The 22,171-nt window shown below is 39.2% G+C and carries 24 protein-coding genes and 1 other RNA gene; 20 read left to right on the top strand and 5 right to left on the bottom strand.

Going from position 1 to position 22,171, the window contains the following annotated elements; genetic code table 11:
- The first annotated feature begins 68 nt into the window (after positions 1-68).
- The 8 genes from pyrR (at position 69) to ppk1 (ending at position 6,627) form a co-directional block, all read left to right on the top strand.
- A complete protein-coding gene (gene pyrR / locus H9565_RS15155) occupies positions 69-608 on the top strand; it encodes a bifunctional pyr operon transcriptional regulator/uracil phosphoribosyltransferase PyrR (RefSeq protein WP_215440884.1) in 540 nt (179 codons plus the stop codon).
- Between the two features lie 2 nt (positions 609-610).
- Positions 611-1,537, top strand: coding sequence for an aspartate carbamoyltransferase catalytic subunit (locus H9565_RS15150; RefSeq protein ID WP_215440883.1), 927 nt, complete (start codon positions 611-613; stop codon positions 1,535-1,537).
- Positions 1,538-1,544: 7 nt separating this feature from the next.
- Entirely contained in the window at positions 1,545-1,877 is a 333-nt protein-coding gene (locus tag H9565_RS15145; RefSeq protein ID WP_215440882.1) for a ribonuclease Z, read from the top strand.
- Positions 1,874-2,347, top strand: coding sequence for a DUF3291 domain-containing protein (locus H9565_RS15140; protein ID WP_215440881.1), 474 nt, complete (start codon positions 1,874-1,876; stop codon positions 2,345-2,347). The genes H9565_RS15145 and H9565_RS15140 overlap by 4 nt, the downstream gene beginning before the upstream one ends.
- Before the next feature lie 4 nt (positions 2,348-2,351).
- The gene (locus H9565_RS15135) at positions 2,352-3,257 is read left to right on the top strand and encodes a ribonuclease Z (RefSeq protein WP_215440879.1); all 906 of its coding nucleotides are present in this window, start codon (positions 2,352-2,354) and stop codon (positions 3,255-3,257) included.
- Positions 3,258-3,327: 70 nt separating this feature from the next.
- A complete protein-coding gene (gene pdxH / locus H9565_RS15130; RefSeq protein WP_215440878.1) occupies positions 3,328-3,975 on the top strand; it encodes a pyridoxamine 5'-phosphate oxidase in 648 nt (215 codons plus the stop codon).
- 63 nt (positions 3,976-4,038) lie between these two features.
- Positions 4,039-4,524, top strand: coding sequence for a SixA phosphatase family protein (locus H9565_RS15125; protein WP_215440876.1), 486 nt, complete (start codon positions 4,039-4,041; stop codon positions 4,522-4,524).
- Positions 4,525-6,627, top strand: coding sequence for a polyphosphate kinase 1 (gene ppk1, locus H9565_RS15120; protein WP_215440875.1), 2,103 nt, complete (start codon positions 4,525-4,527; stop codon positions 6,625-6,627).
- Positions 6,628-6,689: 62 nt separating this feature from the next.
- Here ppk1 and miaE read toward each other — a convergent pair whose 3' ends face one another.
- Positions 6,690-7,271, bottom strand: a complete 582-nt coding sequence (gene miaE / locus H9565_RS15115) for a tRNA-(ms[2]io[6]A)-hydroxylase (RefSeq protein WP_215440873.1) — start codon at positions 7,269-7,271, stop codon at positions 6,690-6,692.
- Positions 7,272-7,449: 178 nt separating this feature from the next.
- Between miaE and H9565_RS15110 the strand changes: the two genes are divergently transcribed.
- Genes H9565_RS15110 through H9565_RS15080 form a run of 7 tightly spaced genes read left to right on the top strand, consistent with a single transcriptional unit; the run spans position 7,450 to position 14,247 of the window.
- Positions 7,450-8,307 (top strand): EboA domain-containing protein, encoded by an 858-nt coding sequence (locus H9565_RS15110; protein ID WP_215440871.1) that lies wholly within the window; start codon positions 7,450-7,452, stop codon positions 8,305-8,307.
- 1 nt (position 8,308) lies between these two features.
- Positions 8,309-9,217 carry a TatD family hydrolase gene (locus H9565_RS15105; protein ID WP_215440869.1) on the top strand — a complete coding sequence of 303 codons (909 nt, stop codon included), beginning with the start codon at positions 8,309-8,311 and terminating at the stop codon, positions 9,215-9,217.
- Positions 9,217-10,119, top strand: a complete 903-nt coding sequence (eboC, locus tag H9565_RS15100) for a UbiA-like protein EboC (protein WP_215440867.1) — start codon at positions 9,217-9,219, stop codon at positions 10,117-10,119. The genes H9565_RS15105 and eboC overlap by 1 nt, the downstream gene beginning before the upstream one ends.
- A 30-nt stretch (positions 10,120-10,149) precedes the next feature.
- Positions 10,150-11,313, top strand: coding sequence for a 3-dehydroquinate synthase (locus tag H9565_RS15095; protein WP_246560685.1), 1,164 nt, complete (start codon positions 10,150-10,152; stop codon positions 11,311-11,313).
- A gap of 1 nt (position 11,314) precedes the next feature.
- The gene (gene eboE / locus H9565_RS15090) at positions 11,315-12,508 is read left to right on the top strand and encodes a metabolite traffic protein EboE (protein ID WP_215440865.1); all 1,194 of its coding nucleotides are present in this window, start codon (positions 11,315-11,317) and stop codon (positions 12,506-12,508) included.
- Positions 12,509-12,511: 3 nt separating this feature from the next.
- Complete coding sequence (locus H9565_RS15085; protein WP_215440863.1) at positions 12,512-13,891, top strand: alkaline phosphatase family protein; 1,380 nt, start codon at positions 12,512-12,514, stop codon at positions 13,889-13,891.
- A complete protein-coding gene (locus H9565_RS15080) occupies positions 13,888-14,247 on the top strand; it encodes a transmembrane 220 family protein (protein ID WP_215440861.1) in 360 nt (119 codons plus the stop codon). Before H9565_RS15085 ends, H9565_RS15080 begins: the two co-directional genes overlap by 4 nt.
- Here the strand turns inward: H9565_RS15080 and H9565_RS15075 are convergent.
- Positions 14,236-16,068 carry a DNA polymerase III subunit gamma/tau gene (locus tag H9565_RS15075; protein ID WP_215440859.1) on the bottom strand — a complete coding sequence of 611 codons (1,833 nt, stop codon included), beginning with the start codon at positions 16,066-16,068 and terminating at the stop codon, positions 14,236-14,238. The two genes, H9565_RS15080 and H9565_RS15075, sit on opposite strands and share 12 nt — an antisense overlap.
- Before the next feature lie 124 nt (positions 16,069-16,192).
- Between H9565_RS15075 and rnpB the strand changes: the two genes are divergently transcribed.
- Positions 16,193-16,504, top strand: an RNA gene (rnpB, locus tag H9565_RS15070) — RNase P RNA component class A.
- A gap of 20 nt (positions 16,505-16,524) precedes the next feature.
- Here rnpB and H9565_RS15065 read toward each other — a convergent pair.
- The 3 genes from H9565_RS15065 to H9565_RS15055 are packed head-to-tail and all read right to left on the bottom strand — an operon-like array spanning position 16,525 to position 18,534.
- Positions 16,525-17,073: an RsmD family RNA methyltransferase gene (locus H9565_RS15065; RefSeq protein ID WP_215440857.1), complete on the bottom strand. Its 549-nt coding sequence runs from the start codon at positions 17,071-17,073 to the stop codon at positions 16,525-16,527.
- Positions 17,073-17,906, bottom strand: coding sequence for a DUF3822 family protein (locus H9565_RS15060; RefSeq protein WP_215440855.1), 834 nt, complete (start codon positions 17,904-17,906; stop codon positions 17,073-17,075). Before H9565_RS15060 ends, H9565_RS15065 begins: the two co-directional genes overlap by 1 nt.
- Positions 17,881-18,534, bottom strand: coding sequence for a hypothetical protein (locus tag H9565_RS15055; RefSeq protein WP_215440853.1), 654 nt, complete (start codon positions 18,532-18,534; stop codon positions 17,881-17,883). Before H9565_RS15055 ends, H9565_RS15060 begins: the two co-directional genes overlap by 26 nt.
- 101 nt (positions 18,535-18,635) lie before the next feature.
- Between H9565_RS15055 and H9565_RS15050 the strand changes: the two genes are divergently transcribed.
- From H9565_RS15050 to H9565_RS15035, 4 genes are all read left to right on the top strand, one after another.
- On the top strand, positions 18,636-20,075 hold the full coding sequence (locus tag H9565_RS15050) for an ATP-dependent DNA helicase (protein WP_215441066.1): 1,440 nt from the start codon (positions 18,636-18,638) through the stop codon (positions 20,073-20,075).
- A 65-nt stretch (positions 20,076-20,140) separates the two neighbouring features.
- A complete protein-coding gene (locus H9565_RS15045) occupies positions 20,141-20,716 on the top strand; it encodes a DUF4126 domain-containing protein (RefSeq protein WP_215440852.1) in 576 nt (191 codons plus the stop codon).
- 47 nt (positions 20,717-20,763) lie between these two features.
- Positions 20,764-21,477, top strand: a complete 714-nt coding sequence (gene kdsB, locus H9565_RS15040; RefSeq protein WP_215441065.1) for a 3-deoxy-manno-octulosonate cytidylyltransferase — start codon at positions 20,764-20,766, stop codon at positions 21,475-21,477.
- A complete protein-coding gene (locus tag H9565_RS15035; protein ID WP_215440850.1) occupies positions 21,468-22,169 on the top strand; it encodes an HAD family hydrolase in 702 nt (233 codons plus the stop codon). Before kdsB ends, H9565_RS15035 begins: the two co-directional genes overlap by 10 nt.
- Positions 22,170-22,171 lie beyond the last annotated feature (2 nt).

The raw sequence follows: 22,171 nt of genomic DNA, 5'->3' as shown, positions 1-22,171 counted from the left end.
ACATTTAAAAATCACTTTTTTTCTAACTAGAATTCCCTATTTTTGTTAAGCTAAAGCAATAGAGCAGTATGGGGCAAAAAGTACTTCTTTCTGAAAAGGAAATAAACATCATACTCCATCGTTTGGCATGTCAACTTCTCGAAAACCATCTAGATTTTAAAGATACCGTACTTATAGGCATTCAGCCTAGGGGTATTTTTGTAGCAGATAGGTTAACCAAAATTTTGCAGGAAGAATACGGCGTAAAGGAAATTAAGCTAGGCTTTTTGGATATTACTTTTTATAGGGACGACTTTAGAAGGGGTGATAAAACCTTGGAAGCCACCAAGACCAAAATAGATTTTTTGGTGGAGGATAAAAAAGTGGTACTTATAGATGATGTACTGTATACCGGGCGTAGTATTCGATCTGCATTAACGGCTATCCAATCTTTTGGGAGACCTTCGGAAATAGAATTGCTAACCCTTATAGACAGGCGTTTTAGTAGACATTTGCCTATACAGCCAAACTACAGGGGCAGGCAGGTAGATGCTATAAACGATGAAAAAGTTAAGGTTCTTTGGAAAGAGAACGATGGTGAAGACGTGATATATTTGATAAATAAATAACAATGGCGGAACTGAGTGTAAAACACTTACTGGGAATCAAATATTTAAATGAGAATGACATTCAGCTCATTTTCGAAACCGCCGATCATTTTAAGGAAGTAATAAATCGTTCTATAAAGAAGGTGCCTTCCTTACGGGATATTACTATTGCGAATATCTTTTTTGAAAACAGTACCCGAACTAAGCTATCTTTTGAGCTTGCAGAAAAAAGATTGTCTGCGGATGTCATTAACTTTTCGGCGGGCCAATCATCGGTTAAAAAAGGGGAGACCCTAATAGATACGGTCAATAACATCTTGTCTATGAAAGTAGATATGGTGGTTATGCGCCATCCCAATCCTGGGGCCGGAATATTTTTGTCCAAACATGTTAAAGCATCTATAGTCAATGCTGGAGATGGTGCTCATGAACATCCTACCCAAGCACTTTTAGATTCTTATTCCATTCGTGAAAAATTGGGTGATGTTGCCGGTAAGAATGTTGTGATTGTTGGAGATATTTTGCATTCTCGCGTAGCGCTGTCCAATATATTTGCTTTAAAGCTTCAAGGTGCGAACGTAAAAGTATGTGGACCTAAGACCTTACTGCCAAAATATGTGGAATCATTAGGGGTAGAAGTAGAAACGGATTTAAGAAAGGCTTTAAACTGGTGCGATGTGGCAAATATGTTGCGAATCCAGAACGAAAGACTGGATATTAGTTACTTCCCTACCACTAGGGAGTATACGCAGCAATTTGGTGTCAACAAAAAATTGCTGGACAGTTTAGATAAAGAGATTGTAATTATGCACCCAGGTCCAATAAACAGAGGTGTGGAAATTACCAGTGATGTGGCGGACTCAAAACAGTCCATTATATTAAATCAAGTAGAAAATGGAGTTGCCATTCGTATGGCAGTGATTTATTTATTAGCTTCAAAAATAAAATAATAAAAGTATGATTTTCGATTCGGACGGTTCTACAACTATCGTTTTTCAAGAAAATACCACGCTTTCTATTTTCTTAAAAAACCTAAATGACGCTTATCCAAAGATAAAAAATGACAATATTGTCGTAAACCTTTTTTCCTTTTCAAAGTTAAAGGCAGATGATGTTCTTGAGTTTTTGCAAATTTCGGATTTGCATAAAAAAGCCAAGAAATCTTTTGTTTTGGTGACAGATAAGGTTTCTTATGATGAGGTGCCGGATACCATAATGGTAGTGCCAACCATTCAAGAAGCCCATGATATCATAGAAATGGAAGAAATTGAACGAGATTTAGACCTATGAGTAACTATCACCTGTCTCAAGTAAACATAGCTAAGATGCGGGCTCCAATAGATAGCCCTGTAATGGCCGATTTTGTAAATGACCTTGATCGTATAAATGCCATTGCGGACAAGAGTACGGGTTTTGTCTGGAGACTTAAAGGTGAAGACGACAATGCTACCGCCCTGCGCGTTTTTGAAGATGATTTTCTTATTATCAATATGTCTGTTTGGGAATCCAAAGAAGCTTTGTTCAATTTTACCTATGCCTCGCAACATGCGGGTGTCATGAGAAGAAAAAAGGAATGGTTTCACCAAATGTCAGATATGCACATGTGTCTGTGGTACACAAAGGAAGGTCATGAACCCACTCCGGATGAGGCTAAAGAACGTCTTAGGTACCTTAATGAGCATGGTGAATCTCCTTATGCGTTCAGTTTTAAAGGGCAATTTACGGTTGAGGAAGCCTTAAGCTATTCGCCTAAGAACTAGAAAAATGAAACTGCATATTCTTGGTTGCTACGCTGCAACACCTCGTACGTTAACCAATCCTACTTCTCAGGTTTTGGAAGTCAAGAACCATATGTTTTTGATAGACTGCGGCGAAGGTACCCAAGTACAGTTACGAAAGCATAAAATAAAGTTTTCGCGCATTAACCATATTTTTATTTCCCATTTACATGGTGATCATTTTTTTGGTCTCCCGGGTTTGGTTTCCACTTTTCGGTTGCTAGGTAGGGAAAAAGAATTACATATTTATGGGCCCAAGGGAATTAAAGAAGCTGTTACCTTACTCTTAAAGCTGGGTGATTCATGGACCAATTATCAACTGTATTTTCATGAGCTTTCAAATAGGGAATCGGAAATTGTTTTTGAAGACGATAAAATTTCTGTAGAAACTATTCGGTTAAATCATCGGGTATATACAAACGGTTTCCTATTCAAAGAGAAACCGGGGGAGCGTAAACTTAATGTAGAAGCGGTTGCAAAGTATAAGGTGGATAGGGCCTATTTTCAAAATATAAAAAACGGCAAGGATGTTACGTTAGATAACGGAACTGTGGTTCCTAATGCCAAGTTAAGTTTTGATCCGCCAATCCCCAAAAGTTATGCCTATTGTAGTGATACCGGTTATAAGCCAGATATTGTTGGTCAAATCAAAAACGCTACGGCATTGTACCATGAGTCCACTTTTTTGGAGACAGAGGCCCATTTAGCGGTAAAAACTAAGCATTCTACGGCCAAGGAAGCAGCGGCAATTGCCAAAGCGGCAAACGTGGGTTTGCTGGTTTTAGGTCACTATTCTACCCGATATAAATCCATAGAGCTTTTTAAAGGCGAAGCATTGGAAGTTTTCTCCAATGTAGAACTTGCCGATGACGGCAAGTTTTTTGAGTTTTAGTTTCCTTCCTACTTTTTCGTTACCAATCTTTTGCTGAACTTTGGTTAAAAGGATTTTAGCAAAAAAAATTATGCAGAAAGATTTAGGCGATTATCGCAAATCATATGAAAAGAGTGCCCTTTTGGAAGATTCCATTTCGGATAATCCTATGGAGTTGTTTCAAAAATGGTTCTATGAAACAGAAGCATCGGACGGAGTGGATGAGCCAAATGCTATGACCGTTTCAACTATTGGTTTGGACGGTTACCCTAAAAGTAGGGTGGTGCTTTTGAAAAAGTTTACCCATGAGGGATTTATATTCTATACCAATTACCATAGTGAAAAGGGCAAGGCCATAGCCGCTAATCCAAATGTGTGTATTTCCTTTTTTTGGCCTAATATGGAAAGACAGATTATTATAAAAGGCAAGGCCGAAAAGATTGCCGAAAATATGTCTGACGGTTATTTTGAGTCCCGCCCGGATGGGAGCAAGCTCGGAGCCATTGTTTCTGAGCAAAGCTCTGTTATTGCATCTAGGGAAAATTTGGAAAATAAGTTAAAGCAATTAGAGCAAGAATACCAGGACAAGGAAATAACAAGACCGGACTATTGGGGCGGGTATATTGTAAAACCGCAATCATTGGAATTTTGGCAAGGAAGACCTAACCGCTTGCATGATCGTATTAGGTACAGCTTAATTGATGGTTTGGATTGGAAAATGGAAAGATTGGCACCTTAAACCCAAGGTTAGAGCAAAATTTGGAAGGGGCTAAACATTTTTAAAACTTTAAATTTCGATTAAATGAAAACATTGATAATGGTCAGGCACGGGAAATCTTCTTGGGATTATTCGGTGAGCGATAAAGATCGGCCGCTTCAGGAAAGAGGTGTGAACGATGCACTTTTAGTGTCCTCCAAGTTTAATTCTCAAGGAGAAAATATAGACGCCGTTTTTTCAAGTCCCGCAAATAGGGCATTGCACACCGCTATGATTTTTACTAGACAGCTCAATATTTCTTTGTCCTTGGTACAGATTACGAACGAACTGTATGATTTTTCAGGGGAATCGGTTTTTGACTTTATATCAAACCTTGATGATTCGTTAGATTCTGTGATGATTTTTGGTCATAATCACGCTTTTACCCATGTTGCCAATTCTTTGGGAAATACCTATATTGACAACGTTACGACCAGTGGTCTGGTACAGCTCAATTTTCCGGTCAATAGCTGGAATTCAGTAACAAAAGGAACAACAAAACAAACCATTTTCCCGAAAGACCTTAGATAAATGATAAAGACAAATTACAAATATATAAACAGAGAAATAAGCTGGTTGCGTTTTAACGAAAGAGTGCTTCAAGAGTGCGAGGATGAGAATGTACCGTTAATAGAACGTCTTCGGTTTTTAGGAATTTTTTCCAACAATTTAGATGAGTTTTTTAAAGTGCGTTATGCTACCGTAAAACGAATTTTTGAAGCGGGAAAATCGGGCAAAAGTGTTTTAGGTGGTGAGAAGGCCAAGGATTTACTGGAAGAGATTACCAAATTTGTAATTGAGCAGCAACGCAAAAGTGTTGAGATTTTAGACGAAATACAGAAGGAGTTAGAAAATCAGGATATCTATCTTCTTAAGGAAAACGAATTGACCGAGAAACAAGGGGAGTTCGTTAAGAAATACTTTATTCAAAAGGTGAGTCCGCAGCTTATGACCATCATTTTAAATGATTTGGCGGAGTTTCCAATGTTGAAGGATACAGCGGCATATTTAGCCGTAAAGATGGTTTTAAAGAGTGATGATCGCACCAAACGTACCTTTGAGAAAAAGGAAAAACGATATGCACTTATTGAGATTCCTAAGGGTATTGATCGTTTTGTGGTCCTGCCTAAAGAGGGTGATAAGAACTATGTGATCATTCTGGATGATATTATCCGGTATTGTATGGATAGTGTTTTCCCTATGTTCGATTATAAGTCCATATCCTCTCATATGATCAAGATTACGCGAGATGCGGAACTTGATATAGATAATGATTTAAGTAAAAGTTTTATTGAGAAAATTTACTCCAGTGTAGAACATAGGAAAATTAGTGATCCGGTACGTTTTGTATATGACAAGAACATAGAGTTGGATACGCTGGATTTTCTTAAGGATAAAATGGGGATCGAGGATGCGGATAGTGTTATACCGGGAGGTAGATATCATAACAAGCGGGATTATATGGGCTTCCCTAGTTTGGGAAGAGAAGATTTAATGTACAGTAAAATAGCTCCCTTACCGGTAAAAGGTTTAAATCTTGAAGGTAGTCTGCTTGAGAAAATAGCTGATAAGGATTATTTGCAGTACACGCCTTACCATACATTTTCATATGTGCTTAAATTTTTAAGGGAAGCCGCTCTAGACCCAAAGGTAAAAGCGATCAAGATTACGGTATATCGTCTTGCCAACGATTCTCAGGTGGCCGCTTGTTTGTCCAATGCGGTTAAGAATGGAAAACAGGTGACCCTGCAAATAGAACTTCGCGCACGTTTTGATGAACAAGCCAATATTAGATATGCCGAGGAACTTCAGGCGGAAGGTGTAAAACTCATTTTTGGTGTACCGGGGCTTAAAGTACATAGTAAGATATGTATGATAGAAAGAGAGGAAAACGGGGTGCTGAAGCGTTATGGATTTATTAGCACAGGTAACTTTAACGAGTCTACAGCAAGAATTTATACGGATTATACGCTGTTTACGGCAAATGAGCGTATTCTAAAAGAATTGAATAAGGTTTTCGATTTCTTTGAGACAACCTATAAAATCAATAAGTACAAGCATCTAATAGTGTCTCCACATTATACCAAATCTTTCTTTATAAAACTGATAGATAAGGAAATAGCGAACGCTAAAGCGGGTAAAGAGGCGTACATCAAAATTAAGATGAACAGCTTTACTTCGTATAAAATGATAGATAAATTGTACGAAGCCAGTAATGCCGGTGTTAAGATACAATTGATTGTGCGGGGTATCTGCTGCTTAATACCCGGTATAAAAGGTATGAGCGAGAATATTGAGGCCATTAGTATTGTAGATAAGTTTTTGGAACACCCAAGAATCTTTATTTTCTGTAACGATGGTGATACCAGAGTGTTTATTTCTTCTGCGGATTTTATGACCCGTAACCTAGAGAATAGGGTAGAGGTAGGTTGTCCTATTTATGACGAAGATGTAAAACAAGAGTTGATAGATACGTATGAAATTTCTTGGAACGATAATGTAAAAGCTAGAGTGTTCAATGAAGAACAGAATAACGCTTATCGTGTAAATGATAAGCCTAAGCTACGTTCGCAGTTTGCTACATATGATTATTACAAAAATAAACTAGGTCCGGATATTTCAATGGCAGAGTAAGGAATAATTAGGGTTTCAGGTTTTAGGCTAAAGCATATGGGCTTTTCTAAAACCTGAAATTCTTACCCGTGAATGCTTTCGTTCTTACTTAGGTTTTTCATTATTTCAGCCTCAAAATCTAGGAGTGCTTGCCATTTCTTGTCCACTTCTTCACGATTTCCATATTGCCTTGCAAATTTTAGGAACATGGTGTAGTGCCCGGCTTCACTTACCATAAGCTTATGGTAGAACTCAGCAAGTTCTTTATCCTCCAGTTCTTCAGATAGCAATCTAAAGCGTTCACAGCTTCTGGCTTCGATCAATGCGGCGTATAAAAGACGATGTACCAATTGGGTGGTGCGGCTTCCGCCTTTTGGAAAGAATTTGATCAATTGAAGAACATACTCATCTTTTCTATCCCGTCCTAAACTTTGTCCTCTAGCCGTAATACGGTCATGTACCATTTTAAAATGGGCCATTTCCTCTCTAGAAAGTGCTATCATTTCCTCCACCAACTCGGTATACTCGGGAAAACTTATGATTAATGATATGGCCGTGCTTGCTGCTTTTTGTTCGCAGTAGGCGTGATCGGTCAAAATCTCATCTATATTTTTCTCAACAATATTCACCCATCTGGGGTCAGTTGGTAACTTAAGGCCTAGCATAATTATATTTTTCGTAAAATTAGCAAGAATCTTTGTAAACTATAACTAGAATTTAGCATCTTAAATATCCAGTTTCCCCTAAAGAATAATTAGTTTTGTAGATAGTTGTTTTTTATTAGACCGAAAGGTTAAAAAAGCAGGGTTGTTACCACTTGTCAAGAAACCCGAATAACAGATTATGGAATTAACCAAAATAGACCAAAAGCTCCAGTCTTTATTAAGCACTAATTTAGACTCGGAAACAAATTCATGGTTGCAACAAAAATTAGAGCAGATCATTGGCTCAAGTTCTACTAAGGACCTGTATATGACCTATAGCCTGCTGGCTAGTAAAATAGATTCAGGCACTATTCTGAATCTAAGTGAGGATGCGGATGCAGTAACCCAATATTTAAAAACTCAAAAAGCTACAACGCTTCAGGTAGCGCGTATTTATCTATTGATAAAGGTGCTATATGCCAACGAAGATTTTTTTGTGCCCAAAGTGGCCAATTTAATTCAAGTTGCAGATATTGGTGAGCTCGAAACTTTTCTGAAATTTCTAATCTTATTGCCCAATGCGGAGAATTATAAGCAGACCGCAGTTGAAGCTTTGCGTACGAACATTGCCACTATTTTTGAAGCGATAAGTATGCGGAACCCTTACCCGGCAAAATATTTTAATGATCAGCAATGGAACCAAATGTTTCTAAAGGCTGCCTTTATGCAGTTAGACCTCTCCAATATTTTGAATATTGACGAGCGGGCCAATAAGGACTTGGCACGGATTATCTCAGATTATGCACATGAACGTTGGGCGGCTTCAAGGGAGATTGAACCTTTGTTTTGGAGACCGGTCGCGGGATTTTTAGATGATAACTTGTTGAAAGATATGGCACGCTTGTTTGCAAGTGATAATCCTGTTGAAAATAAAGTGGCCGCATTATGTTGCTATAATTCCGAAGCGTCAAAAGCGAAAGAATTACTGGATAAGTATCCCGAAATAAAAACTCAAGTAGAGCGTAAAACTATTACCTGGAAAAATATAAAAGATTAGTATGGAAGATAAAATGATGATAATCGACCCGCATGTACATATGACATCGCGAACTACGGACGATTATGAGGCTATGGCCGAGGCCGGAGTAGTAGCTATAATAGAACCTTCTTTTTGGTTAGGACAGCCAAGAACGCAAGTGGGTTCGTTTCAAGATTATTACAGTAGTTTGGTAGGTTGGGAGCCTTTTAGGGCGAGCCAATTTGGTATCCAGCATTATTGTACCATCGGCTTAAATTCCAAAGAAGCCAACAATGAAGCATTGGCGGAGCAGGTTATAGAGCTTTTGCCATTGTACGTGCACAAGCAGAACGTTGTAGCTATTGGAGAAATAGGGTATGACGACCAGACCCCGGCGGAGGATAAATATTTCCGTATGCAGCTGGAAATGGCCAAGGAGTTGGACATGGTAGTGCAAGTGCACACGCCTCATCGCGATAAAAAGGCAGGAACTTTAAAAAGTATGGAGGTTTGTTTGGAGCATGGTCTAGACCCTTCAAAAGTGGTTATCGACCATAATAACGAAGAAACCGTAAAAGACGTTCTTGATAGAGGTTTTATTGCAGCATTTACCATTTACCCAAAGACAAAAATGGGTAACGAACGTATGGTAGAAGTGGTCAAAAAATATGGAAGCAACAATATTATAGTAGATAGCTCTGCAGATTGGGGTGTTAGTGATCCTTTGGCGGTGCCAAAGACGGCAAACCTTATGCTTAAAAGAGGAATTGCAAGAGAGGATGTTGTAAAGACATGTTATCAAAATGCATTGGATATTTTTGGATCTAATGGTAAAATGAAGGAAGAGCACTGGTTAAAGCCTGATGGAATCAATCAAACGCAACTTTATAATGATAACAGTGTTTTAAGAGGGCAGGAGCCTAGGATAGATTCTGATCAGATTACATAATGAATCGCACGTTTCTTGGTTATGCACGATTGGCAAGACCTGCTAATTTACCGACTGCTGCGGCCGATATTTTGGCCGGTGTAGCTATTGGAGGTATTTTTGTAGGTGGTCTTCAAACTGATTTTCTAGGTTCGGAGCGGTTTTTTAATGTGATATACCTAATATTTTCATCCGTACTTCTCTATGCGGGAGGCGTAATTCTAAACGATGTATTCGATTTTAAGATCGATCAAGTAGAACGTCCGGAAAGGCCCATTCCTAGTGGTGTTGTTCCTTATAATTCGGCGGCGTTATATGGCGGTGTTACTTTAACTGTTGGCGTACTGTTGGCATTCCTGGTATCCGTAACGTCCGGAATGGTTGCTGTAGCATTGGCATTTGCCATACTTTTATATGATGCAATTGCTAAGAAATATGATTTTTTCGGGCCTTTAAGTATGGGGCTGTGCAGGGGAATCAACTTGTTATTGGGCATGTCCATCTTAAATGATTTTAGTTTTTGGTTCATGGCCTTTATACCCATCGTATACATCTTTGCGATTACTTTAATAAGTAGAGGTGAAGTGCATGGAGAAAATAAAAATCATATTGTATTGGCGGGTGTGCTCTACGGAACTGTAATTTTAGCCGTTGCAACTATGGCCTTTCTACATACGGATGCGCTTTTATTTCCGTTATTGTTTTTGATATTGTTTGCGTTCACGGTTTTTAAGCCTTTGATTAAGGCACATTCCGTAAACTCACCGGAGAATATTAAAAAAGCGGTTATGGCGGGTGTCATAGCGTTAATTTTATTGGATTCGTCCATTGCCGTAGCTTTTTCGGACTGGTGGTATGGGTTGGTTATTTTGGCACTGCTTCCGGTGTCCAAGAGCCTATCAAAATTATTTGCCGTTACCTAAGGTCAATTGTTATTGGCGTTCAAAAGAAAAATGATGTTTAAAACGATAGAACAAAAATTTGAGGTTTCATATCAATATGGCCTTCACTTTACCCAAAACTTGTTCGGTACCGAAAATACCTTGTTCAAGGATATTATCAAGACCTATAAAAATGAGCCTGTAAAACTTCTTTTTGTGGTTGATGATGGTGTTGCGGCTGCGCACCCGGCGCTTATGGATAATATAAAATCTTACTGTAAGCATTATCCTGAAAATCTGGTGCACATGAAGAGCATGATAGTCCAAGGGGGCGAAGCGTGTAAAAATGATGAAAGTCAAGTTGAAGCAATTCTTAAAGGAGTTAGCGAATATGCTATTTGCAGACATTCATTTGTTGTGGTCATTGGCGGGGGAGCGGTAATTGATATGGCGGGATACGCCGCGGCAATTGCGCATAGAGGTGTAAAATTAATTCGTATACCAACAACTGTTTTGTCTCAAGATGATTCCGCTGTGGGCGTTAAAAATAGTGTGAATGCTTTTGGGAAAAAGAATTTCATTGGCACTTTTGCGCCACCATATGCGATTATAAACGATACGGATTTTCTAAAAACCTTAGAGCAACGCGATTGGATTTCCGGTATTTCCGAAGCCTTAAAAGTCGCATTGATCAAGGATAAGGTCTTTTTTGAGTATTTGGAGGAAAACGCATATAAATTGCGGGATAGAGACATGGAAGCAATGCAGTACACGATATATAGGTGTGCCGAAATGCATATGCACCATATTGCCCAAGGCGGAGACCCTTTTGAGAGTGGTTCGTCCAGACCTTTGGATTTTGGGCATTGGGCGGCCCATAAATTAGAATATATGACCAATTATGCCTTACGTCATGGCGAAGCCGTTGCAAAGGGTATCGTGTTAGATGTGGCGTATGCGCATTTAACAGGTTTGATCAATAAAGCGGATTTGGACCGTGTGGTGGCTGTTTTTCAGAACATTGGTTTTGATTTAAGCTTTCCATTGGCTTCGGAGAAAGAGGTAAATGAATTGTTGAACGGAATAGAAGAGTTTCGCGAGCATTTAGGAGGAGAACTTACTATAACACTTATTTCTGATTTAGGTGTTAAGCATGATGTTCATCAGATTGACCGCCAGACCATGAAAAAGGCACTGGACATGGTAAACGAAATTTCAAAACTTAAAGTAGGGTAGTTTGCAGATAGATAACAATTTTCAACTCACTTATTGTACCAATATTCACCCCGGATTTGATTGGAAGACTACGTTTGATAGTCTTAAGGAACATGTTCCCCAGATAAAGCAAAAAGTAGCTGTGGACAAGCCCTTTGGATTAGGGTTGCGGTTGTCCAACAAAGCTAGTGAAGAGCTTGCCATGAACGGTAATCTTGAAGAATTCAAGCAATGGTTGGACAGGAACAATGTGTATGTGTTTACCATGAACGGTTTTCCATACGGCAACTTTCATAATGAACGGGTAAAGGATGATGTACATGCCCCGGATTGGACCACTGCTGAACGGTTGATCTATACCAAACGTTTGTTCGATCAGTTAGAGGCTTTACTTCCTGAAGGTATATCCGGTGGAATATCTACCTCTCCGGTAAGTTATAAATATTGGCATTCTACCAAAGAGGCTACAAAATCAGCTTTTGAGACCGGAGCAAAGAATATGGTGGAAGTCGCCATTCATCTACATGACATAGAAAAGCGAACCGGAAAGTATGTACATCTGGACATAGAACCGGAGCCAGATGGTATGTTGGAAAACAGTGATGAGGTGCTACGTTTTTTTACGGATTACCTTATACCCATAGGAACGACCGTAATTGCCGATAAACTTGGTTTGAATGCTTCAGAAGCCAATAAAATTATACACCGGTATCTTACTGTCTGTTATGATATCTGTCATTTTTCTTTGGCCTATGAAGAACCAGTGGACACATTTAAGAAGTTCGCCGACGCGGGAATAGCGATTGGAAAAATTCAAGTTAGTGCAGCGCTGAAAATTCTTGCTAATCCGTCAGGCAATGAAGAAATATGGGAGGCCTTGGCTCTTTTTGATGAGCCTACTTACCTGCATCAGGTGACCGAAAAGATAGATAGAAAGGTAAAAACCTATAATGATTTACCCATAGTGTTGGAGCATAAGCGTGATTTTAAGGAGTTGCGCGCGCATTTTCACGTACCTATATTTCTGGAACGGTTTGGGGTACTGGATTCTACGCAAGACCATATCCTAAAGGTGATGGAATATTTAAAAAATAATCCTGTTTCCGAGCACTTGGAAATAGAGACCTATACGTGGGATGTTCTTCCATATACCTTGAAAAGAGACCTTTCGGAGTCTATTATCAGAGAGATTGAGTGGTTTGTTGAAAAGTTTTAGAGGATGAAAAAAACGGTAGTAATTAACGTTGTAGGCTTGACCCAACGTCTTATTGGGGAACATACCCCATTTATAGAATCTTTCTTAAAAAAGGGAAAATCGGCTTACATAAGTCCAGTTTTGCCAGCGGTAACATGTTCGGCACAATCTACGTACCTCACGGGGAAAACACCGGATGAGCATGGTGTTGTGGGTAATGGCTGGTATTTTAAGGAAGAATGTGAAATAAAATTCTGGCGACAGTCCAATAATTTGGTACAGAGCGATAAGCTTTGGGACGATCTTAAAAAGGAGGATGAACATTTTACCTGTGCCAATCATTTCTGGTGGTACAATATGTATTCTACGGTTGATTTCAGTTTAACCCCAAGGCCGAACTATTTGGCAGATGGCCGAAAGATACCTGATGTATATTCTTATCCTCCGGAATTAAGGGATATGTTGCAGGATGAATTGGGTACTTTTCCTTTGTTCCAGTTTTGGGGTCCAAAAACCTCTATAAAATCCAGTAAATGGATTGCCGATGCGGCTATTCGTACGGATGAGATGCACAATCCAACATTGTCTCTTGTCTACCTTCCACATCTAGATTACAACTTGCAGCGCCACGGGTTGGATTTCAGCAAAATAAAAAAGGATTTAAAGGAAATAGATGCTGTTATTGAACAGTTGGTGACTCATTTTCAACAGCGTAACGCGCGTATTGTATTACTGTCGGAATATGGTATTACGGATGTAAACAACCCTGTTCATTTAAATAGAATTTTGCGTTCTAAGGGGTACATCGCTATTAGGGAAGAACGTGGGTTGGAGCTTTTGGATGCGGGGCAGAGTAGGGCTTTTGCCGTGGCCGATCATCAAATTGCACATGTGTATTTAAACGACCCATCTATAAAACTAGAAGTTAAAGCTTTATTAGAGACCGTTTCCGGAGTAGAAAAGGTTCTGACAGGTGAGGAGTTGGAAAAAGCTAATTTAAATCATGAGAGGTGTGGAGACTTAGTTGTAGTAGCAGATGCCGATTCTTGGTTTACCTATTATTTTTGGTTAGATGATGCCAAGGCGCCGGATTACGCACGTATGGTTGATATTCATAAAAAACCGGGTTACGACCCTGTAGAAATGTTGACAAACCCAAAAGACAAATTGGTTATGGCAAAAGTTGTAGCTAAGTTGTTGAAGAAAAAAATGGGCTTTAGAACGGTTATGAATATTATTCCCTTAGATGCTACTTTAGTAAAAGGTTCTCATGGTAGAATTCCTGAAGACAAGGCAGATTACCCTATATTGATAACTGATCAGATCAATTCTTCTTTTAAGGATGATATAGAAGCTACGGATGTGTATACTATCCTTAAGGAGCACGTAACGGAGGAAATATGAAAATCTTCTTTAAAATAGTGGGCGTGGTATTCGCCATTCTTTTCGCTTGGGCCGCCTATATGCAGTATAATGATCCGGATGCTACTACGTGGTATCTTATTTACGGACTTGCGGCATTGGCCTCTGCTTTGTTCGCAATGAACCGTTTGTCTGTTTATGTGGCTATATCTTTTTTCTTTTTGGCCGTAATTGGTACGTATACCCAATGGCCAGAGCAATTTCAAGGTTTTGCTATTGGTGAAGGTGATATTGTAAATATTGAACGGGCTAGGGAAGCAGGTGGTTTGCTGATTATTGCTGTAATAATGTTGGTGTACGCTCTAAGAATCCGGTTTGAAAAAGGGCTAAAGGTCTAAATCAAAAGTTTTTCTAAGTAAATCTATGGCAGGGTTTTTCTCCCTGAGCTTTTCATATTTTTCTTCAGGAGTAAACGCAAACTTTTTCGCAACGGTTTCGTTTACGGTAATCTTTAATTCAATAAAGTAGTTGTTCAGGTTTCTTCTCAAATGCTCCATAAGTCCATATTGCTCACGCTCAATTTCCTTTTTCATGGTTTCATTGGGTAATTCTATCCAAATGGTTTTATCCTGAACTAGTTTTGGAATATCTACGTTAAGGTTGGAGGCCAAAATTTTCTTTCCGTCATTATCAATTTTCTGAATATAATCTGCCCAATGTTGTTGCATTTCCTCTTCGGAAAAAGCATCTTTTGGGAGCTTACTTTCATCAATTGTTTCATCTTTTCTACTAAGCTCATGTTCTTTTTTTGCCTTTAAACTAGACAGGGAAAGTCCTGAAACCCTTCTTTCTCCACCTATACTGAGTTTTTTTATGGGTGCAGCTTCAGGTTGTGGCTGTGCTGTTTCCTGTATTTTGGGCTCCGCAACGGCAATTGAACTTGGAGAAGGAATTTTTTCCTCGTTTTGATAGGTTTCCTCTCGTTTTTCGGTAGAAACAACAGGTTCAGGAGTAGTCACTTCTGGTTGCTCTTTTGGAGCGGGAATACTAGTGTTTGCCGGTGTTTTTTGAACCGCGCCATTTCCTTTGAAAAAGGATGCTGGAGCTATATAATCAATGGTAGAACCGTCTAGGAGGTCGGATTCAGAATTTTTTTTTTCGGCCTCAAATCCAATTGAAGCTAGTTTCATTAAGGTAAGTTCTACCAGCAACCGTTGGTTTTTACTGGTCTTATACTTCAGGTCACAGTCATTGGCAATATTCAAAGCCTGAAGAAGAAACTGCATTGAGGTCTTCTTTGATTGCTCTAAATAGTTCTGTTTGGCCACATCGCCTACTTCCAAAAGGTTAATGGTGTCTTGGTGTTGGCAAACCATTAAGTCCCTAAAATGAGAGGCTAATCCACTTATGAAATGATGCCCGTCAAAGCCTAATGATAGGGTTTTGTTAAATAATAAGAGTAGTTGCGGTATGTTATGAGCTAGAATTAAATCGGTCGCAGCAAAATAAGTGTCGTAATCAAGAACATTTAAATTTTCCGTCACGGCCTTTCTGGTCAGTTCTTTTCCTGAAAAACTAACGACCCTATCAAAAATAGAAAGGGCATCCCTCATTGCACCATCTGCCTTTTGGGCTATGATATGTAGTGCATCATCATCTGCAACAATACCTTGGTTCTCGGCAATGTATTTTAGATATTCGGCAGCATCTTTAACGGTGATTCTCTTAAAATCAAATATCTGACAACGAGAGAGTATCGTGGGTATAATTTTATGCTTCTCGGTGGTGGCCAAAATAAATATGGCGTGTTTTGGCGGTTCTTCAAGTGTTTTTAGAAAAGCGTTGAAGGCCGATTGCGAGAGCATGTGAACCTCATCTATGATGTAAACCTTGTATTTGCCCACTTGTGGTGGTATGCGTACTTGGTCTATAAGATTACGGATGTCATCTACCGAGTTGTTGGATGCGGCATCCAGCTCAAAAATATTGAAAGCAAAATCTTCACCTTCACGTTCCGTTCCATCAGAATTTATCTGTTTGGCAAGAATACGGGCGCAGGTAGTCTTGCCAACTCCTCTAGGGCCACAAAATAAAAGGGCCTGTGCCAAATGATTGTGTTCGATGGCATTGGTCAAAGTATTGGTAATGGCCTGTTGCCCCACAACATCCCTAAATGTTTGAGGTCTATATTTACGTGCCGATACAATAAAAGGTTCCAAAAAAACTATGGTTTAGAATTTACATCAATTCAATCCTACAAATATAAAAATAGGAATGGTACCAGTGTTTTATTTCGGTGGGATAAAGTCTTTATTTATCAACAATTGTACTAATTTAGCGCGTTGAGCAGGTCTCCTTATCGCTGCCGTGAAAACGGGAGAGGAAAGTCCGGACACCACAGTGCAGCATAGCGGGTAACGCCCGTCGTCCGTTTAACGGAATAGGACAAGTGCAGCAGAAAGTATGTACAGGTAATGCTGTAGTGAAACCAGGTAAACTCTATGCGGTGAAACGTCATGTAAATCGGTGCTTGAGGGCTGCACGCCCGAGCCGAAGGGTAGGCGGTTTGAGCCTAACAGTAATGTTAGTACTAGATAAATGATAAGGGAGTTCCTTTGGGGCTTAACAGAATCCGGCTTATGGCCTGCTTTATTTTTTCTTCCAAGAATTCAATTTTAATCTTGGTCAGGATTTTCAAAAAAACTGAACATACTACTTCCGTATTTTCGGTTTTCCACAAAATTGTTGATATGGGATAAGTCCATTTGGCTGGCATGTTCTATAATAAGAAGGCCATTATCCAACAATAATTCATTTTCAAAAACCAGTTCAGGTATTTTTTCAAATGACTCCAAAGGAAGGTCGTAAGGCGGATCCGCAAAAATGATAGTTGATTTTTCCCGGGATTTTTCAAGGTAACTAAAAACATCACTTTTAAAAGCAGAAATACTCATTTCTAGATTTTCCGAGGTTTCGTTAATGAACCGTATACACCCATAGTCTGCATCTACGGCACTAATTTGTGTGGTGCCTCTAGAGGCAAATTCATAACTAATATTTCCTGTTCCGGCATATAGGTCCAAAACTACGAGTTCGTCAAAATAATAACGGTTGTTTAAAATGTTGAACAGGGCTTCTTTGGCCATGTCCGTAGTAGGGCGAACCGGTAATTTTTTGGGAGCTGTTAATCGCTTTCCTTTGTGTAAACCTGAAATGATGCGCATTAAAAGGCGTTTATTACGGTAAAATCAATAGTTTCTTCTGGTCTGTCTATGCCAGGGTGTTCGGTAAATGAGGGGTAGAAAATGGAAACATCTTTTACGTAGTTGTAACATAGGTCGTAAATATCATCGCCTTTTTCAATATCACCAAAGAGTTTTAAACAAACCGATTCCGTATCAAGCTCCAGTTGCTCCAACGTAAAGAGCAGGTAGTAGAGAAAATCTTCTTTGGTTACAAAATTGAAGCTGTTGAACAACAAAAGTTTTTTTGATGCGATTACCGTAACGTCCATTTGGCGTTGCGAAGTATGTATATAACACACAGCTTCTTTATTGGTAGCATGGTTGTTCAATAATGACTCTACCATTACGGTGCCATTGTGCTTAAAGGTAAATTCTCCAAAAAGGTCGTAGATATAGTTGTTGATGTTTACAAAAGGAACATAAACATTGTTGATCTCAAAACTTTCAAGTTCATCATAGGCCAAATGGTCGTTGGCCAAGATTTTGGTGTTGAATTTTAGATAATTGGCCAGCTCGTTTTCATTGAACAAAGCTTTTGGTACAAGGCTGAAGAGGTTGTTTCTGTGAACAACAACTATTTCTGAAAATTGCTCTTTTTCAATGGTATGGGATGAAAATAAGAGCTTTAACCGTTTTAATATTTCATACGGGGTAAGTTCTTTTGCAAAAACCACCTTTTCAGAATTTAGTATGGTATTCGCTACGGTATCAAATACACAAAAAGAAAGTCCATTCAAGCTAACTTGAATGGACAGTTTTTTAAAATTTTCCACTGGTTCTCCAGTATTATTTTTTGTCTGCTTTTTTGTCATATATAGGGGGCCAGTTACCAGCAGTACTAACTTCGGTAAGTGAGCCAATTTTTATGTAAGCACCATTTACCTCTTCCACACCAACTTCTGCTTTTTCTTTCTTTAAAAGAGTAGGTTGTTGGTCGTAAAGAACAACAGCCTTGTCTACTTTAGCCTCATAAACAGGGGCTTTGTAATTTCCTTTAACAAGAACATCAGCTTTCATTTCAAACTTCTCACCATTTTTAGCGAAAGGAACTTCCATAAGAGTCTTGTAACGAGTATCGTTCTTGAAAAGTGAATCTTTAACTGAAACGGTACCTAAGGTATCTATAATTTTTACTTCTTTAAGAAGGTCAATTTGGTAAGTTTTATCAAACTCCATGTATGAAGAATCGCGTTGCTGAGTAATAGTGTATTCAGCAGTATCGATAAATTTAATCAAACTGTTAAAATCATTGGCGTATTTTCTGTTCACCGTTTTGTAAGCTTCTTGAGCGTTTCCTATATCTTTCAATTTAGCAATAACTTGCCCGAAACGTTCTTCCTTTACTTTGTTGAATTCGATAGGCCCCGTAACTGATTGGTATATAAGGTATGCCAAACCTACACAAGCTACCCACAGTACAATTTGAATTATGGTCTTCATTTCTTAAGTGTTAATTATATTTAAGTGGTTGTGACAAATCTACAATTTTTTTTCAATCGCAAAAGTTTTTCGCCCAAAAATCCTGTTTATCTTTGATACCTATGACAATGTTGAACGATGCTTCATTTTACAAAATTTTAAAGGAAAAATTTCCGCACGAACCTACCCTTAAGCAAGCGATAGCGCTACAAAAACTAGCTACGTATATACTTTCTGACAGAAAGGATGATGTGTTCCTACTTAAAGGTTTTGCGGGAACGGGTAAAACTACCTTGGTGGGGACCTTGGTAAGTAGTTTGTGGAAGACCACTATGAAGGCAGTGTTAATGGCACCCACAGGAAGGGCGGCAAAAGTCATGTCCAACTATGCAAACACCCAGTCCTTTACAATTCACCGAAAAATTTATTTCCCTAAAAAGCAGGGCGGAGGCGGTATTCAATTTGTTTTGGCCCCCAATAAGCATAGGAATACCATTTTTATAGTAGATGAGGCTTCTATGATTCCGGATGCACCTACAGATTCCAAGCTTTTTGGTAACGGTTCGCTTTTAGATGATTTAATACAATTTGTTTATGGAGGACATAATTGCAAACTGATTTTAATTGGTGATACCGCTCAGTTGCCACCCGTGCACTTAAACCTAAGTCCGGCGTTAGACCCTGATAAACTGGCGCTAAATTACGATAAGGAAGTGGTTCGCCTAGAACTGGATGAGGTAGTGCGCCAGGCCGAAGATTCGGGTATTTTGGTTAATGCTACCCTGCTTAGGGAGCAATTACAGAGTAGTTTTGTAGATGAGTTTAAATTTCATTTAAGCAATTTTAGAGATATAGTTAGACTGGTTGATGGGTATGAGATTCAAGAGGCAATAGATTCAAGCTATTCTGAAAACGGAAAAGAAGAAACCGCATTTATCGTGAGGTCCAATAAGCGGGCCAACCTGTACAATGAGAACATTCGTAGCCGGATTTTGTTTCTGGAGAATGAGATATCTGTTGGGGATTATATGATGGTGGTCAAGAATAATTATTTTTGGTTATCGCCCAATACGGAGGCCGGTTTTATTGCAAATGGTGACATAATTGAGGTGTTAGAGCTGTTTGCAATAAAAGAACTCTATGGTTTTAGGTTTGCGGAAGTAAAGGTGCAAATGGTAGATTATCCTAACCAAAAACCTTTTGAGACAGTTCTACTTTTGGATACCATAAAAGCGGAAACACCATCGCTACCTTACGAAGATGGGAATAGGCTTTACCAAGAGGTAATGAAAGATTTTGTGAATGAATCTTCTAAATACAAGAAGTTTCTGGGCGTGAAGAATAATAAATATTTTAACGCGCTCCAGGTAAAATTTTCTTATGCCATTACTTGTCACAAGTCTCAAGGAGGCCAATGGAATACGGTTTTTGTAGAACAGCCTTATCTGCCAAATGGGGTGGACAAGGAATACCTTAGGTGGTTGTACACCGCGGTTACCAGGGCAAAAAAACAATTGTATCTTATAGGTTTTAAGGACGATTTTTTTGTTGGTGATGAATAGGCTAAATTGCACTCGTACAGGGTATTAATTTTAAGGTCGTACGGACCGGAAATAATAGTGTTAAGATGACATCGGAAACCATAATCAGTATTTTTTTAGGTGTAGGTTTAGCCGCTTCGGTAGGGTTTCGGGTATTCCTGCCTCTGTTTGCACTTAGTTTGGCCTCGTATACCGGAGTTTGGGAATTAAACGAAAGTTGGCAGTGGATAGGAAGTTTTGCAGCCGTAATAGCATTTGGAGTCGCAACTTTGGTGGAAATTTTCGCCTACTTTATACCGTGGGTAGATAATGTTTTGGATAGTTTTGCGGTACCTTTGGCGGCCATTGCAGGTACGGCGGTAATGGTCTCTACGGTGGCAGATCTAGATCCAGTGGTAACTTGGTCTTTGGCTATAATTGCAGGTGGCGGTACGGCTACGGCCATAAAAGGGGCCGGGGCAACCGGTAGGTTGGCCTCTACGGCTTCAACAGGCGGTTTGGCCAATCCTGTGGTTTCTACCGTAGAAACGGGCACGGCGGTCGTGGTAACCACGACATCTATATTCGCTCCTGTACTTGCCGTAATTTTAGTCATAATTATTTTGGTAGTGATTTTTCGTATTTACAGAAAATTAAGACCCAAAAGAAATGACCGGACGTAACAATAGAATAAAAACTATAATTTGTATATAAAGTGAAGATAATAGCCATGATACCTGCCCGTTATGCGGCATCTAGATTTCCTGCAAAACTGATGCAGGACTTGTCGGGAAAGCCCGTTATATTGCGCACTTACGAAGCGGCAGTAGAAACCAAGTTGTTTCATGAGGTTTACGTGGTAACGGATAGTGATGTCATTTTTAATGCTATAAGCAACGCCGGCGGAAAAGTCCTGATGAGCCAAAAAGAGCATGACTGTGGAAGTGACCGTATAGCGGAAGCGGTAACCGATATGGATGTTGATATCATTGTAAACGTTCAAGGAGACGAACCTTTTACGGATAGGGAAAGTTTGGCCGGGGTTTTGGAGGTGTTTAAAAACGATCCGGAGAAAGAGATAGATTTAGCCTCGTTAATGGTCAGGATTACAGACGAAGAGGAAATAAGCAACCCCAATACGGTAAAAGTAATTGTGGATAACCGTAATTTTGCACTGTATTTTTCCCGTTCGCCAATTCCTTATCCCCGAAATAAAGAGATTGAAAGTGTGTACTACAAGCACAAAGGTATTTACGCCTTTAGGAAAAGGGCTTTAATGGATTTCCAGAGACTGCCTATGCTGCCTTTGGAGGCTATCGAAAAAATTGAAGCCATCCGATATTTAGAGTACGGAAAAAAAATTAAAATGGTAGAAACTACCGTCTCGGGAATAGAAATAGATACGCCTGAAGATTTGAAAAGAGCGCAAGCAGCATGGAAGTAGATTACAGTAATATAAAGGTAATTGGCTTTGATGCCGATGATACCCTGTGGGTAAACGAAACCTACTTTAGGGATACCGAACAAAAGTTCGCCAAGCTTCTAGAGGGATACGAAACCATGAACACCATTGATCAGGAGCTCTTTAAAATGGAGATTAAAAACCTTGAATTGTATGGGTATGGTGTAAAGGGGTTTATGCTATCTATGGTAGAATCTGCTTTGCAGCTTTCTAATAATCGGGTTTCTCAAGACACAATAGGTGAAATTTTAAATCTTGGTAAGGAGATGTTACGCCAACCTGTGGAATTATTAGACGGTGTAAGAGAAGTTTTACGTAAATTAAGCAATAATTATCGGTTAATAGTTCTGACCAAAGGTGATCTTTTAGACCAAGAGCGTAAATTGGAAAGGTCAGGACTTTCGGAATTCTTTCATCATGTGGAGGTTTTGAGTGATAAAAAAGAAGAAAACTATCTACATTTGTTGAACCATTTAGAGATTGATGTGAATGAATTTTTGATGATTGGAAATTCATTAAAATCAGATGTGTTGCCGCTTATTGAAATTGGTGCTCAGGCGGTGCATGTGCCCTTTCATACTACATGGCAGCATGAAGAAGTAAAAATAGAGAATGGTGATTATAAGTATCTGAAAATAAATAAATTATCGGATATAGTTGAGTATTTGAAATAGCT

The organism is Zobellia russellii (assembly GCF_018728565.1).
GTDB lineage: Bacteria > Bacteroidota > Bacteroidia > Flavobacteriales > Flavobacteriaceae > Zobellia > Zobellia russellii.
This window is presented reverse-complemented; position numbering and strand designations above follow the sequence as displayed.